Source organism: Stenotrophomonas sp. TWI377 (assembly GCF_039674525.1).
GTDB lineage: Bacteria > Pseudomonadota > Gammaproteobacteria > Xanthomonadales > Xanthomonadaceae > Stenotrophomonas.
In genome coordinates, this window is the sequence record NZ_JBDJNT010000011.1 from 20,554 (window position 1) to 37,754 (window position 17,201).

16 protein-coding genes and 1 tRNA gene are annotated in these 17,201 nt (G+C 67.5%); 8 read left to right on the top strand and 9 right to left on the bottom strand.

The features are described from left to right. Nucleotides 1–218 precede the first annotated feature (218 nt). From zwf to ABE546_RS10945, 5 genes are all read left to right on the top strand, one after another. On the top strand, nucleotides 219–1,658 hold the full coding sequence (zwf, locus tag ABE546_RS10925; protein WP_313211456.1) for a glucose-6-phosphate dehydrogenase: 1,440 nt from the start codon (nucleotides 219–221) through the stop codon (nucleotides 1,656–1,658). After that, nucleotides 1,655–2,662 (top strand): glucokinase, encoded by a 1,008-nt coding sequence (gene glk / locus ABE546_RS10930; protein WP_313217922.1) that lies wholly within the window; start codon nucleotides 1,655–1,657, stop codon nucleotides 2,660–2,662. The genes zwf and glk overlap by 4 nt, the downstream gene beginning before the upstream one ends. Further along, a complete protein-coding gene (gene pgl, locus ABE546_RS10935) occupies nucleotides 2,659–3,381 on the top strand; it encodes a 6-phosphogluconolactonase (RefSeq protein ID WP_313211452.1) in 723 nt (240 codons plus the stop codon). The genes glk and pgl overlap by 4 nt, the downstream gene beginning before the upstream one ends. A 45-nt stretch (nucleotides 3,382–3,426) precedes the next feature. Next, nucleotides 3,427–5,343: a phosphogluconate dehydratase gene (edd, locus tag ABE546_RS10940; protein ID WP_346463688.1), complete on the top strand. Its 1,917-nt coding sequence runs from the start codon at nucleotides 3,427–3,429 to the stop codon at nucleotides 5,341–5,343. A 202-nt stretch (nucleotides 5,344–5,545) separates the two neighbouring features. After that, nucleotides 5,546–6,205 carry a bifunctional 4-hydroxy-2-oxoglutarate aldolase/2-dehydro-3-deoxy-phosphogluconate aldolase gene (locus ABE546_RS10945; protein ID WP_346463690.1) on the top strand — a complete coding sequence of 220 codons (660 nt, stop codon included), beginning with the start codon at nucleotides 5,546–5,548 and terminating at the stop codon, nucleotides 6,203–6,205. 54 nt (nucleotides 6,206–6,259) lie between these two features. Here the strand turns inward: ABE546_RS10945 and ABE546_RS10950 are convergent, their stop codons facing one another. The 3 genes from ABE546_RS10950 to ispG form a co-directional block, all read right to left on the bottom strand. After that, a complete protein-coding gene (locus ABE546_RS10950) occupies nucleotides 6,260–6,907 on the bottom strand; it encodes a response regulator (protein ID WP_019183265.1) in 648 nt (215 codons plus the stop codon). A 221-nt stretch (nucleotides 6,908–7,128) separates the two neighbouring features. After that, the gene (locus tag ABE546_RS10955) at nucleotides 7,129–7,836 is read right to left on the bottom strand and encodes a phosphatase PAP2 family protein (RefSeq protein WP_313217916.1); all 708 of its coding nucleotides are present in this window, start codon (nucleotides 7,834–7,836) and stop codon (nucleotides 7,129–7,131) included. Next, the gene (ispG, locus tag ABE546_RS10960; protein ID WP_313217914.1) at nucleotides 7,817–9,082 is read right to left on the bottom strand and encodes a flavodoxin-dependent (E)-4-hydroxy-3-methylbut-2-enyl-diphosphate synthase; all 1,266 of its coding nucleotides are present in this window, start codon (nucleotides 9,080–9,082) and stop codon (nucleotides 7,817–7,819) included. Before ispG ends, ABE546_RS10955 begins: the two co-directional genes overlap by 20 nt. 144 nt (nucleotides 9,083–9,226) lie before the next feature. On the opposite strand from ispG, the gene ABE546_RS10965 reads away from it, so the two are divergent. Both ABE546_RS10965 and ABE546_RS10970 read left to right on the top strand, forming a co-directional pair. Beyond that, complete coding sequence (locus tag ABE546_RS10965; RefSeq protein WP_313212903.1) at nucleotides 9,227–10,453, top strand: ATP-binding protein; 1,227 nt, start codon at nucleotides 9,227–9,229, stop codon at nucleotides 10,451–10,453. Further along, a complete protein-coding gene (locus ABE546_RS10970; protein WP_019183269.1) occupies nucleotides 10,450–11,034 on the top strand; it encodes a response regulator transcription factor in 585 nt (194 codons plus the stop codon). Before ABE546_RS10965 ends, ABE546_RS10970 begins: the two co-directional genes overlap by 4 nt. Before the next feature lie 346 nt (nucleotides 11,035–11,380). On the opposite strand, the gene pgi is transcribed toward ABE546_RS10970, so the two are convergent. The 6 genes from pgi to pcnB all read right to left on the bottom strand — a co-directional run bounded on the left by pgi (nucleotide 11,381) and on the right by pcnB (nucleotide 17,024). Next, nucleotides 11,381–12,895, bottom strand: a complete 1,515-nt coding sequence (gene pgi, locus ABE546_RS10975; RefSeq protein WP_346463692.1) for a glucose-6-phosphate isomerase — start codon at nucleotides 12,893–12,895, stop codon at nucleotides 11,381–11,383. After that, entirely contained in the window at nucleotides 12,892–13,272 is a 381-nt protein-coding gene (panD, locus tag ABE546_RS10980; protein ID WP_019183273.1) for an aspartate 1-decarboxylase, read from the bottom strand. The genes pgi and panD overlap by 4 nt, the downstream gene beginning before the upstream one ends. 206 nt (nucleotides 13,273–13,478) lie before the next feature. Next, a complete protein-coding gene (gene panC / locus ABE546_RS10985; RefSeq protein WP_019183274.1) occupies nucleotides 13,479–14,321 on the bottom strand; it encodes a pantoate--beta-alanine ligase in 843 nt (280 codons plus the stop codon). Next, nucleotides 14,318–15,133 (bottom strand): 3-methyl-2-oxobutanoate hydroxymethyltransferase, encoded by an 816-nt coding sequence (panB, locus tag ABE546_RS10990; protein WP_121041839.1) that lies wholly within the window; start codon nucleotides 15,131–15,133, stop codon nucleotides 14,318–14,320. The genes panC and panB overlap by 4 nt, the downstream gene beginning before the upstream one ends. Before the next feature lie 31 nt (nucleotides 15,134–15,164). Next, nucleotides 15,165–15,653 (bottom strand): 2-amino-4-hydroxy-6-hydroxymethyldihydropteridine diphosphokinase, encoded by a 489-nt coding sequence (folK, locus tag ABE546_RS10995; protein ID WP_346463694.1) that lies wholly within the window; start codon nucleotides 15,651–15,653, stop codon nucleotides 15,165–15,167. Between the two features lie 3 nt (nucleotides 15,654–15,656). Beyond that, nucleotides 15,657–17,024: a polynucleotide adenylyltransferase PcnB gene (pcnB, locus tag ABE546_RS11000; RefSeq protein ID WP_346463758.1), complete on the bottom strand. Its 1,368-nt coding sequence runs from the start codon at nucleotides 17,022–17,024 to the stop codon at nucleotides 15,657–15,659. 50 nt (nucleotides 17,025–17,074) lie between these two features. Between pcnB and ABE546_RS11005 the strand changes: the two genes are divergently transcribed. Next, nucleotides 17,075–17,149, top strand: a tRNA-Glu gene (locus tag ABE546_RS11005). The last annotated feature ends 52 nt before the right edge of the window (nucleotides 17,150–17,201 follow it).

Here is a 17,201-nt window from a genome sequence, read left to right on the forward strand (position 1 = left end):
AACGTTTTCACGTGGCACTATCCGATGGTCGGCCGTGATCGGGATGCCGGGGAGGATGCGATATCTCCCACGACACCCGGTCGGCAGGCCATCATGCCGGGCGGAATCCATGGGGCGTGCTGCACCTGCAACAAGCAGACAACGGACCCCGCCCGACCCCCGAGAACATAGACGAGAAGCGATTGACAACGATGTCACCCGGATCTGAAACTCGAGCGATGCACGACACCCTCTTCCTGTTTGGCGCCACAGGTGACCTGGCCCAGCGCTATCTGTTCCCCTCGCTGCTGCGATTGCTGGGCGACGGCCTGCTCCCCGAAGACTTCAAGGTCCGTGCGCTGGCGCTGTCGCCGCACGATACCGAGGCCTTCCGCGAGATCCTGCGCCCGCGCCTGCAGCAGGCCATGCCCATGGCCAGCCAGGACGACATCCACTCGCTGCTGCAGCGCATCGACTACCGTTCGGTGGATCTGCGCAATCCCGAGTCCGTGGCCGAATCGGTCCATGACCTGGTCGACCGCAAGTGCGTGAGCTACCTGGCGATCCCGCCGGGCCTGTACATCTCCACCTGCGAAGGCCTGGCCAAGGGCGGCGCCCTGGCCGCACCGCACCGGCTGATGCTGGAAAAGCCGATCGGCAGCGACAGCGCCAGCGCCGAGGAGATCATCTCCACCATCGGCCAGTGGATCGACGAAGACCGCGTGTTCCGCCTGGATCACTACCTGGGCAAGGCCGCGGTGCAGAACCTGATCGCGCTGCGCTTCGGCAACACGCTGCTCGAGGCGGTGTGGAACCGCAACTACATCGAATCGGTGCATATCCTGGTCGCCGAGAGCGAGGGCGTGGACGGCCGCGATGCGTATTACGCCCGCTCCGGTGCGCTGCGCGACATGGTCCAGAGCCACATCCTGCAGCTGCTGTGCCTGGTCGCGATGGAGCCGCCGGCCTCGCTGGAAGCCGATCGCATCCGCGATGAGAAGGTCAAGGTGCTGCGCGCCCTGCGCCCGCTCGATGCCAAGCACGCCGCGCGTGACAGCGTGCGTGGCCGCTACACCGCCGGCACCATCAATGGCCAGCCCGCGCAGGCCTACCAGCCGCCGGAAGGCAGCGATGTGGAAACCTTCGCCGGCGTCACCGCGCATATCGACAACTGGCGCTGGTCCGGCGTGCCGTTCCATCTGGTCACCGGCAAGCGCCTGGCCGAGCGCACCACCCGCGTGGTGGTCACACTCAAGCCGGTCACCCATTGGCTGTTCGAACGACCGCACCGCGGCAACGCCACCCCGAACCGGATCACCTTCCAGCTGCAGCCGCAGGAAAACATCGAGCTGGGCCTGATGAGTTCGCTGGCCGGCCCGGAATGGGGCGCGCTGGAACTGCACCCGCTGGAACTGGAACTGTCCGTACCCACCGGCCTGCACCGCCGCATCGCCTACGAGCGCCTGTTCCTGGATGCCTTCAACGGCAACCACGCACTGTTCGTGCGTGATGACGAAGTGCGCGCGGCCTGGGCCTGGATCGACAGCGTCAGCGACGCATGGAAGGAAGCCAAGCTGCCGCTGCAGCCCTACCCGGCCGGTGAATGGGGTCCGGAAGAAGCTGCCGGCTTCCTGCCCGCCGATGCCGACGCCGACGCTGCCCGTGGTGGCCAGGCATGACGGTGTTGTCCCAGCCGGTCCTCGTCGCGGATATCGGCGGTACCAACGCTCGCTTCGCGCTCGCCGACACCTCGCTGGCCGCGCCACTGCAGCAGGACAGCATCCGCGAATTCGCCGTCGCTGAGTTCCCTTCACTGGGCGAGGCCGCACGGCACTATCTCGAACAGATCGGCGCGGAAGCCAAGCGCGGCGTGTTCGCCGTGGCCGGCCGCGTGGACGGTGACGAAGCGCGCATCACCAATCACCCGTGGGTGATCTCGCGCATGCGCACCGCGCACATGCTCGGCTTCGATGAGTTGCACCTGATCAACGACTTCGCCGCCCAGGCGATGGCGATCTCGCTGCTGCAGCCGCACGATGTGATCCAGGTCGGCGGCGCGGCGTGGGTGCCGGGCAAGCCGGGCCAGCCGCGCAACTACGCGGTGATCGGCCCCGGCACCGGGCTGGGCGTGGGCGGCTTGATCCTGCGCCACGGCCGCTGCTATCCGCTGGAAACCGAGGGTGGCCACGTCAGCTTCCCGCCCGGGACGCCGGAAGAGATCCGCATCCTGGAAATCCTGTCCGAACAGTTCGGCCGTGTCTCCAACGAGCGCCTGATCTGCGGACCCGGCCTGGTCAACATCCATCGCGCCGTGTGCGAGATGGCCGACATCGATCCGGGCCAGCTGCAGCCGGTGGACGTCACCGCGCGTGCGCTGCATGGCGACCCGCAGGCGATGCGGACCGTGGATGTGTTCTGTGCGGTGTTCGGCGCGATCGCCGGTGACCTGGTGCTGATGCAGGGCGCCTGGGATGGCGTGTTCCTGACCGGCGGCCTGGTGCCGAAGATGCTCGATTCGCTGCAGCACTCCGGCTTCCGCCAGCGCTTTGAACACAAGGGCCGCTTCTCTTCGATCATGTCCAAGGTGCCGTCACTGGCGGTGATGCACCCCAGCCCCGGCCTGCTCGGCGCGGCCGCGTATGCGGCGGATGTGGAACGCGATCTGCCGGGAGGCACCGCATGAATACCCTGGATACGTCCGATCGTTTCACCCTGATCCGCCATGGCGATGCCGATGGCTGGATCGAGGCCGTGGCCGCCGAAATGGCCGCCGAGCTCAACCGCGACATCGCCGAGTTCGGCCGGGCGCGCATGCTGCTCTCCGGCGGCACCACGCCGGCGCCGATCTACCAGGCACTGGCCGAGCTGGACGTTCAATGGGACCGGGTGGAAGTGAGCCTGGTCGATGAGCGCTGGCTCTCGCCGCAGGATCGCGACAGCAATGCATGGCTGGTGAAGGAGAGCTTTCTCACCCGTGCTGAAGGCGCGCATTTCGATCCGCTGGTGCGGGTCGGCAAGCCGCTGCCCGAGTGCGTCTACAGCGCCAACCTGCAGGCCCGGCACAGCCAGCGTCCCTGCGTGAGCGTGCTGGGCATGGGCAATGACGGCCACACCGCCTCGCTGTTCCCGGGTTCGAAGGATTTGACCCGCGCACTGGAAAGCACCCTGCCCTACGCGGCGCTGGATGCCACCGGCTGCCCCGGTGCGAACCAGTGGCCGCTGCGCATCACCCTCACGCCGCACGGCTTGAAGCAGAGCCGCCAGCGCCTGTTGTTGCTGCGTGGCAAGCAGAAGCTGGAAGTGCTCAAGCACGCGCTGGAAAGCAACAATCCGCAGCTGTATCCCATCCTCAACGCGATCGATCTCGACGGCGCGAAACTGCGCGTCCACTGGTGTGACTGAGTTGCCCCGGTGTTGTTCCGTTCGCCTTCTCATAGCCGGTAGCCAATGAGCCTGCATCCCAAACTCCATGCCATCACCGAGCGCATCGTCCAGCGCAGCGTCGCCTCGCGCGCCGCGTACCTGGCCGGTGTCGACGCGGCGCTGCGCGACGGTCCGTTCCGTTCGCGCCTGAGCTGCGGCAACCTTGCCCACGGGTTCGCCGCGTGCGGCCCGACCGACAAGTCGCGCCTGCGCGGCGGCGTGACGCCCAACCTGGGCATCATCACCGCGTACAACGACATGCTCTCGGCGCACCAGCCGTTCGAGCACTACCCGGAGATCCTGCGCGAAACCGCGCGCGAACTCGGCGCGACCGCACAGGTTGCCGGTGGCGTGCCGGCGATGTGCGACGGCGTCACCCAAGGCCGCGGCGGCATGGAGCTGTCGCTGTTCTCGCGCGATGTGATCGCCCAGTCGACCGCGATCGGCCTGAGCCATGACATGTTCGATGCCAGCGTCTACCTCGGCGTCTGCGACAAGATCGTGCCGGGCCTGCTGATCGGTGCGCTCGCTTTCGGCCACCTGCCGGCGATCTTCCTGCCGGCCGGCCCGATGACCCCGGGCATTCCGAACAAGCAGAAGGCCGAAGTGCGCGAGCGCTATGCGGCCGGCCAGGCGACCCGCGAAGAACTGCTGGAAGCCGAAGCCGCCTCGTACCACGGCGCCGGCACCTGCACCTTCTATGGCACCGCCAACTCCAACCAGACCCTGCTCGAGGCGATGGGCGTGCAGATGCCGGGCGCCTCGTTCGTCAATCCGGATACGCCGCTGCGCGATGCACTGACCCGCCAGGCAGCTGTGCGTGCGCTGGAGATCAGCGCGCTGGGCGACGACTTCCGACCGCTCGGCCGCTTGATCGACGAACGCGCGATCGTCAACGCCGTGGTCACCCTGATGGCCACCGGCGGCTCGACCAACCACACCATCCACTGGATCGCAGTGGCGCGTGCGGCCGGCATCGTGCTGACCTGGGACGACATGGACCAGCTCTCGCAGCTGATCCCGCTGCTGGCCCGCGTCTATCCGAACGGCGAAGCCGACGTGAACCGCTTCGCTGCCGCGGGCGGCACCGCGTTCGTGTTCCGTGAGCTGATGGAGGCCGGCCTGATGCACGCCGACCTGCAGACCGTGGCCGAAGGCGGCATGCCGCAGTACGGCCAGGAGCCGGCGTTGCGCGACGGCAAGCTGACCTACATCGACGGTGTGCGCGAGAGCGCCGATCCGGATGTGGTGCGTGGCGTGGCCAATCCGTTCGAATCCCAGGGCGGCCTGCGCCTGCTGCGCGGCAACCTCGGCCGTTCGCTGATCAAGCTGTCGGCGGTGAAGCCGGAGTTCCGCACGATCGAAGCGCCGGCGGTGGTGGTCGATGCGCCGCAGGTCCTCAACAAGCTGCACGCGGCCGGTGTGCTGCCGCACGATTTCGTGGCGGTGGTCCGTTACCAGGGTCCGCGCTCCAACGGCATGCCGGAGCTGCATTCGCTGGCGCCGCTGCTGGGCCTGCTGCAGAACCAGGGCCGTCGCGTGGCGCTGGTTACCGACGGTCGTCTGTCGGGCGCGTCGGGCAAGTTCCCGGCGGCGATCCACATGACCCCGGAAGCCTCGCGCGGCGGGCCGCTGGCACGTGTGCGCGAGGGCGACATCATCCGTCTGGATGGTGAGGCCGGCACGCTGGAGCTGTTGGTGGATGCGGCCGAGTTCGCGGCACGTGAGCCGGCGCCGAACACCGCACCGGCGGCGCATGATCTGGGCCGCAATCTGTTCGCGATGAGCCGCCGCCTGGTGGGTCCGGCCGATCAGGGCGCGATGTCGATTTCGTGCGGGCCGGCGGCCGATGACGGCAGCATCTGGAATTACGATGCGGAGTACGAGCTTGGGCATGATGCCGCGGCGGCGGATGCGCCGCATGAGGGTAAGGACGCGTGAGCTGACGCAAACGCGGCGGCCGGATGTTCTGGTTGAGGCAGCGGGATGGCCCCAACCAGGACGCGCCGTGAACCCATCCATGGGGGCTCGTCAGCGCCATCCATGGCGCTGTAACGGTCCTGGTTGGGGCCATCCCGCTGCCTCCCGACACTTATCGGCGCGTTGTTGGCGTCGTACTTTTTGGAATAAGGATTGAAAACGCATGAGCATCGTCGAGCATCAGAAACGCGCTGAAACCCTGTTGAAGGCCGCCGGCATTCTGCCGGTGGTGACGGTGCATACGCTGGATCAGGCCCGTGCGGTCAGCGCGGCGTTGTTGGAGGGCGGGCTGCCGGCGATCGAGCTGACGCTGCGTACGCCGGTGGCGATGGACGCGCTCGCCATGCTCAAGCGCGAGCTGCCGGATGTGGTGGTGGGTGCGGGCACGGTGTTGACCGTGGAGCAGATGCAGCAGTCGATCGATGCGGGTGCGGATTTCCTGGTCACGCCGGGTACGCCGGCGCACATGGCCGATGCGCTGGCGCAGGCACCGCTGCCGGTGGTGCCGGGTGCGGCCTCGCCGACGGAAATGCTGGCGCTGTATGCGCGCGGCTTCCGGGTGTGCAAGTTGTTCCCGGCCTCGGCCGTGGGTGGGCTGGCGATGATCAAGGGTCTGGCCGGTCCGATCCCGGATCTGAAGCTGTGCCCGACCGGTGGCATCACCGAAGACACGGCAGCCGAGTACCTGGAGCAGAAGAACGTGGTCTGCATCGGCGGTTCGTGGATGGTGCCGGGCGGTTGGATCGAGCGCGGCGAGTGGGACAAGGTGCGCGAGAGTGCGGCCCAGGCCGCGAAGATCGTCGCGCGGGTCCGCGCGCACTGAACGAAAACGCCCGGGCATGCCCGGGCGTTTTTCCATCCGCCGCCAGAAGGCGGGTTACATCGGGCGTGCCGGATCCACCAGGCCGTACTGGCTGGCCATGCGCGCCAGCGCGATGTTGTCGTTGATGCCCATCTTCTCGAACAGGCGGGCCTTGTGCGTATTGACGGTCTTCGCGCTCAGGCTCAGGCGCTTGGCGATGTCTTCCTGGCGCAGGCCCTGGGTGAGCAGCAGCGCCACTTCCAGTTCGCGTGGGGACAGGGTGTCGAACGGTGAATGGTTGCCTTCCACGTTCGACAGCGCCAGGTTCTGCGCGATGCTGTTGCCCAGGTAACGGCGGCCGAGTGCGGCATCACGCACCGCGCGCAGCAGTTCCTGTGCATCGCAGGCCTTGCCGATGTAGCCGGAAGCACCGGCTTCGAGCAGGCGCTTGGGCATCGGACCATCTTCAAGGACGGAGACGATCACCACGCGGGTGCCGTGATCGCCACGGACCACGCGCTCGGTGACTTCCATGCCGCTCACGCCCGGCAGATGCAGATCGCACAGCACGACGTCGGGCCGCAGGCGGCGGATATCCGGCAGCGCATCTTCGCCACTCTCCGCCTCACCGACCACCTCGATGTCGGTTTCATTGGAGAGGATCATCTTCATGCCCGTACGCACCAGGGCATGATCGTCCACCAGATACACTCGAATCGTCATCCGCCAACCTCGTCAAACACTGTGAACGGGGGCAAGCCTAGCCGCGGGATGTGGCGATCACAAGGAACCGGGTTCCCCATCATCGCGTTCTGGTCCGCGCATCACAGACATGCTGTCCTGCCCTCCCCCTGTGCCTCTCACCCTTGCCTGATCCAATGGAGCAGCCTATGGGTGCAGCCCGCTTTCATGCCGCTTTCGGCCAGTTTACCGCCGTATTTGTTTCAGTGGCGATGCCGCCACGGATGGCGGCGGCGGAACATGACCAGGAAGCACCCTACCACCCAGACCAGGGCGGCACACCAGCCGGCCAGGATATCGGAGGGGTAATGCACCCCCAGGTACATGCGCGAGACGCTCACCAGGACCGCGAAAGCAAGCGCGGCAAGGGCCACCGGCCAGCGCCAGCGGGTGTTCCAGGCCAGCAGCACCAGCGTGACGGCCAGGGTCATCGAGCCCATGGCATGGCCGCTGGGGAAGCTGAAGGTGCTCTCCGGGGCGATGGACTCCCACAGGCTGGGCCGGTCGCGCTGGAAGAAGCGCTTGCTGCCCAGGTTCAACAGGGCCGAGCCGGCAAAGCAGATCGCGACGAAACTGGCCTCGCGCCAGCGTTTGCGCCAGGCAAGCAGGCCCACGATCAGCACGTCGGCCGGAATCAGGAACCACTCGTAGCCCAGCTTGGACAGCAGCACGAAGAACCGGTCCAGGCCCGGCGAATGCAGGGCGTGCAGCTTCCACAACAGCAGGTCGTCGAAGTAGATCGCCTCCAGCTCGTGCACTTCATCGGCCAGGGCGACGAAGCCCGCCAACGGCAGCAACACGCCCACGAACAGCAGCACGAAGCGCCAGGCGTTGCGGCCCATCCAGTGGCGGACGCCGGCGGCCGGCTCCGGCGTGGCCAGCACCGTCGGCTTACCCGGCGCTTCGGACATAGGTGCGTTCAACGTACTCATCGATCAGCGTGACGAAGTCCTGGGCGATGTTCTCGCCACGCAGGGTGACCGTCTTTTCGCCATCCACGAACACCGGCGCGGCCGGCGTTTCACCCGTGCCCGGCAGCGAGATGCCGATATTGGCGTGGCGCGATTCACCCGGGCCGTTGACGATGCAGCCCATGACCGCCAGGGTCATGTTCTCCGCACCCGGGTGGCTCACCTTCCACAGCGGCATCTTCTCGCGCACGTGGTTCTGCACGACCTTGGCCAGCTCCTGGAAGAACTCCGAGGTGGTCCGGCCGCAGCCGGGGCAGGCCGTGACCAGCGGGGTGAAGGCGCGCTGCCCGGTGGTCTGCAGCAGCTCTTGGGCAACGATCACTTCGGCCGTGCGCGACTGGCCCGGTTCGGGGGTCAGCGAGATACGGATGGTGTCGCCGATGCCTTCCTGCAGCAGCACCGCCAGCGCCGCCGACGAGGCGACGATGCCCTTGCTGCCGATACCGGCCTCGGTCAGGCCCAGGTGCAGGGCGAAATCCGAGCGCTGGGCCAGGTCGCGGTACACCGCGATCAGCTCCTGCACGCCGCTGACCTTGGCCGACAGCACGATGCGATCGCGCGGCAGGCCCAGTTCCACGGCGGTCTCCGCCGAATCCAGCGCCGAGCGGATCAGCGCTTCACGCAGCACGCGCCCGGCATCCCACGGCTGCGCGCGCTGGCTGTTCTCGTCCATCAGGCGCGCGGCCAGGGACTGGTCCAGCGAGCCCCAGTTGGCGCCGATGCGGACCGGCTTGTTGTAGCGGATCGCAAACTCGATCAGCTGCGCGAACTGCGTGTCTTTCTTCTTGCCGAAGCCGACGTTGCCCGGATTGATCCGGTACTTGGCCAGCGCTTCGGCGCAGGCCGGCTCCTGGGTCAGCAGCTGGTGGCCGTTGTAATGGAAGTCGCCGATCAGGGGGACATCGATCCCCATCATCTGCAGCTTCTCCACGATCCGCGGGATGGCCGCAGCCGACTCGGGATTGTTGACGGTCAACCGCACCATCTCCGAGCCCGCGCGCCACAGTTCGGCGACCTGCTTCACGCTGGAGGCGACATCGGCGGTGTCGGTGTTGGTCATCGACTGCACCACCACGGGATGGCCCCCGCCCACGACCACGCCGCCGATATGGACGGGCTGGGTCTGGCGGCGGGCCCACACGGCGGAGTCGGCGGGTTGGGTCGGTCGGGTCACGGCGTCATGCATCCGCCTATTTTAGCGCGCCCAGCGCACGGGTAGGTGCCCAGCGTTGGTTGGCACTCATGTTCAGCGCCCCGCGCGCGCCGCCTACCCCGGATGCGGCCTATTGTCGCAGGCAGGTCCAGGCCGGAGCGCATACGATGTGCGCACATGACCGGTACCGACGCCCCCTTCCTCCGCACCCTGTGCAGCCTGCGCTGGCTGGCCGTGGCTGGCCAGGCCGCCACGATCCTGGTCGCCACCTGGGTACTGGGCCTGGAGTTGCCGCAGCTGCCGCTTTGGGCCGGCGTGGCTGCACTGGCCCTGTTCAATCTGTATGCGCAACTGCGCGTACACGATGCCGACACCGCACCACTGACCGCGTTCTGCCACATCCTGGTGGATGTCACCGTCTTGACCTGGATGGTCGGCTGGAGCGGCGGGATCGCCAATCCCTTCGGCTCACTCTTCCTGATCCTGATCGCACTGGCTGCGCTCGCCCTGCCCCTGCGCTGGACCCTCGCCGTGGCCGCGGCCTGCCTGATCGGCTATGCAGCAAGCGGCGTGTTCGGCCTGCCGCTGCCGAGCGGCTATTTCACCGGTGCGCAGATGCAGCAGTGGGGCGTGGTCTGCAACTTCCTGCTGTCGGCCACGGTGGTGCTGGTGTTCGCGACCCGACTGGCGATCGCCCTGCGCCAGCGCGAACGCGAGCTGGCCATGCTGCGCGAACGCTTCGTGCGCAATGAGGGCATCGTCGCGCTGGCCACCCATGCCGCCTCGGTGGCGCATGAGCTCAATACCCCGCTGGCGACCATGACCCTGCTCGCCGACGATATCGCCGACCAGACCGAAAGCAGCGAGGTCCGCGATGACGTGGAAACCCTGCGCGAGCTGCTGGTGCAGTGTCGGGAGCGGGTGCTCGCCCTCGCCCGCCCGGCCGCTGGCGATGCGCCCGGCCGCGATGCGGTGACGTTGCCGCAGGTGCTGGAACAGTGGCGGCTGGTGCGTCCGACCATCGCGCTGAAGCGCAATGAGGATGCCCCGCTCACCCTGCCGCTGGACCCGGGCATCGGGCACCTGCTGATGGTGCTGCTCAACAATGCCGCCGACGCGGGTGAGAAGGCCGACCGGCCGCAGGTGGATCTGTCGCTGCGCATCGAGGGCGATGACCTGATCGGCGAAGTGCGCGACTACGGCCACGGCTTCGATGCCCGCCAGGCGGTCCTGCCCGGCACCCTGTTCAACAGCGGCAAGACCGATGGCATGGGCGTGGGCCTGGCCCTGTCCCACGCCACCATCGAACGCCTGGACGGCGAGCTGTGGATGCGCCCGGCCAATGGCGCCGGCACCCGCGTCGGCTTCCGCCTGCCCTTGTCCCCACGGGAGACTTCCGCATGACTGCTTTCACCCCCGCGCCCGGCCAGGCCAGCCATGGCTTGCTGGTCGACGACGACGAACTGTACCTGCGCACGCTGCAGCGCAGCCTGGCCCGCAAAGGGTTGGAAACCGTCACCGCCAGCGACACCGCCTCGGCCCTGCTGCTGGCCCGGCAGCAGCCGCCGGCCTACGCGCTGATCGACCTCAAGCTCGGCACCGAATCCGGCCTGGCGCTGATCCAGCCGCTGCGCGCCCTGCGCGAAGACATGCGGATCCTGCTGGTGACCGGCTATGCCAGCATCGCCACCGCGGTGGAAGCGATCAAGCTCGGCGCGGACGACTATCTGCCCAAGCCGGCCACGGTGCCGATGATCCTGCGTGCGCTCGGCGAAGAAGACGATGGCCCGGCCGACGATGGCGACATGGAGCCGCCGGATGCGATGACCCCGATCAGCCGGCTGCAGTGGGAGCACATCCAGCAGGCGATGCATGAAACCGGCGGCAACGTGTCCGCCGCGGCGCGTCTGCTCGGCATGCACCGGCGCTCGCTGCAGCGCAAGCTGGCCAAGCGCCCCAGCCCGGAACGCGACCCAAGCCGGTAAGGCCGGGCGCGGGCTGGCCGCGCAAACACCGGCCGCAACAACCGGTAGAGCCGACCGTTGGTCGGCTGCTCTTCGCCACATCGACCAACCCCGCGCGCTGCGCGCGATAGCCGACCAACGGTCGGCTCTACCTGCCTTCTTAGTCGGCCCTACCCGCACTGAACCTGCATCGGTAGAGCCGACCGTTGGTCGGCTGCTCAAACACGGGCGCATCAACCGGTAGAGCCGACCGTTGGTCGGCTGCTCTTCACCACACCGATCAACACCGCGCGCTGCGCGCGATAGCCGACCAACGGTCGGCTCTACCTGCCCTTTTAGCCGGCCAACGGTCGGATCTACGCGGTGGTCAGGCGGTCAGCCGGCCCAGCAACTCCAGCGTCACCGGGTCGGTGATCGCATGCGACTGGCCCTGCAGCGCGGGCAGCAACTGGCTGGCCAGCTGCTTGCCCAACTCCACGCCGAACTGGTCGAACGCGTTGATGTTCCAGATCAGCGACTGCACGTACACGGCGTGTTCGTACATCGCGATGAGCGCACCCAGCGAGTGCGGGGTCAGCGCGTCGAGCAGGATCAGCGTGCTCGGGCGGCCACCGGGATACTCGCGGTGCGGATCATCGCTGCCCTGCCCGTTGGCCAGCGCTTCGGTCTGCGCCAGCAGGTTGGCCATCAGCGCCTGGTGGTTGACCACATAGGGATCATCGTTGTGCACGCAGCCGATGAAATCGGCCGGGATCACGCTGGTGCCCTGGTGCAGCGCCTGGAAGAAGCTGTGCTGCACATCGGTGCCCGCCCCGCCCCACCACACCGGCACGGTGTCGCTGGCGACCGGGCTGCCATCGAGCTGCACGCGCTTGCCCAGGCTTTCCATCACCAGCTGCTGCAGGTAGGCCGGCAGCAGCGCCAGGCGCTGGTCGTAGGTCATCACGGCGTGCGTGGCATGGCCGAGCAGGTTGCGGTTCCAGATGTCGGTCAGCGCATGCAGCACCGGCAGGTTCTGCGCGAGCGGTGCGGTCAGCGCGTGTTCGTCCATCTGCGCCGCGCCCTCGAGCAGCTGCTCGAAGCGCGTGAAGCCGATCGCCAGTGCGATCGGGAAACCGACCGCCGACCACAGCGAATAGCGCCCGCCCACCCAATCCCACATCGGCAGTACGCGGCCGGCGGCGATCGAGAAGGCCTTGGCCGCACGCTCCGGATTCGCGCTGACCGCATACAGGCGCTCGCTGCCGCCCAGCCAGTCATGCAGGATCTGCCCGTTGAGCAGTGTTTCCTGGGTGCCGAAGGTCTTGGAGATCAGGATGCCGGCCGTGGTCGCCGGGTCCAGCGTGGCGAGCGTGCGCTGCATCGCGGCACCGTCCACGTTCGACACGAAATGCACGCGGAAGCGCGCCCCGGAGACCGGACGCAGCGCATCGGCGACCAGCCGCGGCCCCAGGTCCGAGCCGCCGATGCCGACGCTGACGATATCGGTGATAGTGGTTGCTTCCAGCGCGGCGATCAGCTCGCCCATCTGCTGGCGCACCTGCGCGGCGGTGGCGAAGGCCTCACCGGCCACCGGTGCGCCGCTGGCGTCCCCACGCAGCGCAGTGTGCAGCGCCGCGCGGCCTTCGGTCACATTGACCGTTTCACCACGGAACAGGCGCTGGAAGCCGCCAGCGACATCGCGCTCGGCGGCCAGCTGCAGCAGTGCGTCCAACGCCGCGCGGTCGTACTTCTGCCGCGCGAAATTGACGTACAACGGACCGACCCGCAGCCCCAGCGATTGTGCGCGGCCCGGTTCGGCGGCGATCAACGAAGGGATGCTCGCGCCACGCAGGCGCTGGGCATGGGAATGAAGCGGGTCGAATCCGTTGTGCTGTGTCATGCGGCCTGTGTCGGGATCGTGTCGTTGGTGTGGGAGATCTGGTTCTTGCCGTCCACATATACCAACTTCGGCTTGAAGCTGTCAGCTTCTTCTTCGCTCATGCTGGCGAAGGCCGCGATGATGATGATGTCGCCCACCTGCACGTGGCGCGCGGCGCCACCGTTGAGCGACACCACGCCGCTGCCGGCTTCGGCACGGATGGCATAGGTCGAGAAACGCGCACCGTTGGTCACATCCCAGATGTGTACCTGCTCGAACTCACGGATGCCGGTCGCAGCCAGCAGGTTGTCATCGATGGCGATGGAACCTTCGTAGTTCAGCTCGGAGTGAGTGACGGTGGCGCGGTGGATCTTGGTCTTCAGCAGGGACAGATGCATGGCAACGGGGAAACGGTAAAGGAAAGGGAAATTCTAGCACCCGGGGGCCCAGCGGCAGGGCGCGCCGGTCGCGGGAGGGGGCTGCCCACCGTTCAGCATCTTCAGGCCGCCCCGCCGCCCCGTTAGAGCCACCCCATGGGTGGCTGCACGTCCGGCATCGCCCAGCAGCCACCCATGGGGTGGCCCTACCCGGCGGGGCGCAGCCCTCAGAACTCCAGGTTGTCGATCAACCGGGTATTGCCGATCCGCGCGGCGATCAGCGCTACGCGGGTGCCGTCGTTGGCGTCGGCCGGCTCGGAGAGGTCCGGCAGGCGCACCACGGCGTAGTCGACCTGGAAGCCCGCCGCCTGCAGTGCGGCGGCCGCCTCGGCCTCGATCAGGCTGCGGCTCTTGCCCGCAATGAAGCCTTCGCGCATGCCCAGCAGCACCTGGTGGATGGTGGTCGAGACCGGGCGCTGCTCGGCGTTGAGATACTGGTTGCGCGAGCTCATCGCCAGACCGTCGTCTTCGCGCACGATGTCGCCCCCGACGATCTGGATCGGGAAGGCCAGGTCTTCCACCATCTGGCGGATCACCGCCAGCTGCTGGTAGTCCTTCTTGCCGAAGGCCGCCACATCCGGCTGCACCTGGTTGAACAGGCGCGAGACCACGGTGCAGACGCCATCGAAATGGCCCGGGCGGTGCGCGCCTTCGAGCAGGCCGCTGATGCCGGGCACATTGACGCTGGCCGCCAGTTCGACACCGAACGGGTACATCGACTCAACCGTGGGCAGCCACAGCACATCGCACCCGGCCTGCTCCAGGCCGGTGGTGTCGGCTTCGGGCGTGCGCGGGTAGCGGGTGAAGTCCTCGTTCGGGCCGAACTGGGTCGGGTTGACGAAGACGCTGGAGACCACGCGATCGGCGTACTGCCGGGCCAGCGTGACCAGTGAATAATGCCCTGCGTGCAGGTTGCCCATGGTCGGGACCAGCGCGACGCGCAGGCCCTCGCGCTTCCAGCCGTTGACGACGGCGCGCAGACGGGACAGTTCGGTGACGGTTTCGATCATGAGGCGTAGGCGTGTTCTGCGTCGGGGAAGGAGCCGTCGCGCACGGCGTCGGCGTAGGCACGGACCGCACCGGCAACCGACCCGCCTTCGGCAAGGAAATCCTTGACGAACTTGGGACGGCGATGGCCGCTGTCCAGACCGAGGAAATCATGCAGCACCAGCACCTGGCCATCGCACTGCGGGCCGGCGCCGATGCCGATGGTGGGCACGCTGATGTCCGCGGTGACCTGGGCAGCCACCGGCGTGGGCACGCATTCGAGCACGACCAGGCTGGCGCCGGCGGCGACCGCGGCCTTGGCATCATCGCGCAGCTGCTGGGCGGCGTCGCCACGGCCCTGCACGCGATAACCGCCCAGGCGCAGCACCGACTGCGGGGTCAGGCCCAGGTGCGAACAGACCGGAATCTCGCGCTCGACCAGGTAACGGATGATGTCCAGCTTGAAGCCGGCACCTTCGATCTTGACCATCTCCGCACCGGCCTGCAGCAGGCGCAGCGAGGCATCCAGCGCGCGCTCCGGGGTAGCGTCGGCGCCGAACGGCAGATCCGCCACCAGCAGCGCGCGTTGCAGGACACGGGCCACGGCGCGGGTGTGATAGACCATGTCGTCGGTGGTCACCGGCAGGGTCGAGTCATGCCCCTGCACCACCATGCCCAGCGAGTCGCCGATCAGGATCAGGTCCACGCCGTTGGCGTCGAAGCTGCGGGCGAACCCGGCATCGTAGGCGGTCAACATCACCAGCTTCTGTCCGTTGCGCTTGGCCTCGGCCAACGCGGGCACGGTCCAGGGCTTGCTGTCTGCGTGGGTACTCATGAGCTGATAACCGGTGGCGATAAGCCCCGCATTATCCTCCTATTGAAGCGATCCCGCAGGCCTCGACCCGCATCACAGCATCCCGCACGCGGCCGTGCCCGGGAATGAGGGCGTCGGGCGCGATCTCGGCCAGCGGCAGCAGCGCGAACGCGCGCTCATGCAGATAGGGATGCGGTACCTGCAGCTGCGGCAGATCGATGACCTCCTCGCCGTACAGCAGCACGTCCAGATCCAGTGCACGCGGCCCCCAGTGCACGGCAGGATCCCGTACGCGGCCGAAGCGGCACTCAATCTCCAGCAGCGCAGCCAGCAGATCCGGTGCGGGCAACCGGGTCTCCAGCACGGCGGCGGCGTTGACGAACGCCGGCTGATCCAGGTTGCCCCACGCCGGCGTGCTGTACAGCTGCGAGCGCGCCCGCAGTGTGGTCTGCGGCAGGGCCGCCAGCGCCTGGAACGCATCGCGCAGGGTCTGCGCGGCGTCCCCGAGATTGGCGCCCAATCCGATACAGGCCAGGGTCACGGCTTACTCGCCTGCCACTCCACCGGGACGACGACGGCGGCGGCGACGCTTGCGCGGTGCACCGTCTTCGCCCTCACCGTCGGCCTGGGCGGCATCCAGCGCCGAATCCAGCTCGGTACCGGACTGCAGCTGGGCCTCGCGCCAGAACGCCACGTCGGCTTCATGCTCGCTGGAGGCGACCTGGCGCAGGACCAGGAAATCGTAGGCGGCGCGGAAGCGCGGATGGGTCAGGGTCCGGATCACGCGCTTGCGCTGGCGCGAGCTAAAGCGCCCCTGCAGCAGCCAGATCTCCTGCATCGGCAGCGAGAAACGGCGCGGCAGGGCGATCGTGGTGAGCTGGTGCAGGGTTACGCGGTCCGCCGCACGGCGCTGCGCCTCTTCCAGTGCGACGCCCTGCTTCTGCAGGCTGGCCAGGGCGCGGCAGAACGCCGGCCACAGCAGCAGCGCGAACAGGAACGACGGCGACACCGGCTCGTCATTGGCCACACGCAGATCGGTGTTGTGCAGACCTTCGATGACCATGCGGCGCAACGCACCACTGCGATTGCTGCGCAGGGCCGCGGCGCTTTCCGGGAACATGACATCGAGCAGGCCGTACCGCTCCAGGCCCTCGAAGCTGGCCACACCGTGCCCGGACAGGAACAGCTTGAGCACTTCCTCGAACAGACGCGCCGGGGCGGCCTCGGCCAGCAGGTTGGCCAGGCGCGGCAGCGGTTCGGCGGTCGCCTCTTCGATCTGGAAGCCCAGCTTGGCCGCCAGGCGCACCGCGCGCAGCATGCGTACCGGGTCTTCCTGGTAACGCTGCTCGGGGTCGCCGATCAGCTTCATCAGGCGTGCCTGCACGTCTTCAAAGCCACCGGTGTAATCGCGCACCGAGAAATCCTCGATCGCGTAGTACAGGGCGTTGCAGGTGAAGTCGCGGCGGATCGCGTCGTCTTCGATGCTGCCGTACACGTTGTCGCGCACGAGCATGCCGTTTTCCATCTCACGGTCGCCGCTGCCATCGTCGATGTTGGCGCGGAAGGTGGCGACCTCGATGATCTCGCGGCCGAACACCACGTGCGCCAGGCGGAAACGGCGGCCGATCAGCCGGCAGTTGCGGAACAACTGCTTGACCTGCTCGGGCGTCGCGTCGGTGGCGACGTCGAAATCCTTGGGGTGGCCGTTCACCAGCAGATCGCGGACGGCGCCGCCGACCAGGTAACCGGCAAACCCGGAATCACGCAGCCGGTACAGAACGCGCAGGGCGTTGGGGCTGATGTCCTTGCGGGAGATGTTGTGCTGATCGCGCGGGATCACGCGCAGGCTGAACGGTGATGTAGCAGAGGAATTGATGTTGGCGCTTCCGGTTGAGTTTTCGGGATTGCCCAATGGCATCTAGGTCCATATACTAGCGCGCTGCGCAGTTCGCGACAAAGCCTGCTCCCTTCGTCTAATGGTTAGGACGTGGCCCTCTCAAGGCTAAAACAGGGGTTCGAGTCCCCTAGGGAGCACCAGTCGCGGTGCAGAAAGCCAAAAACCCCGCCACGGCGGGGTTTTTTGCGTTCA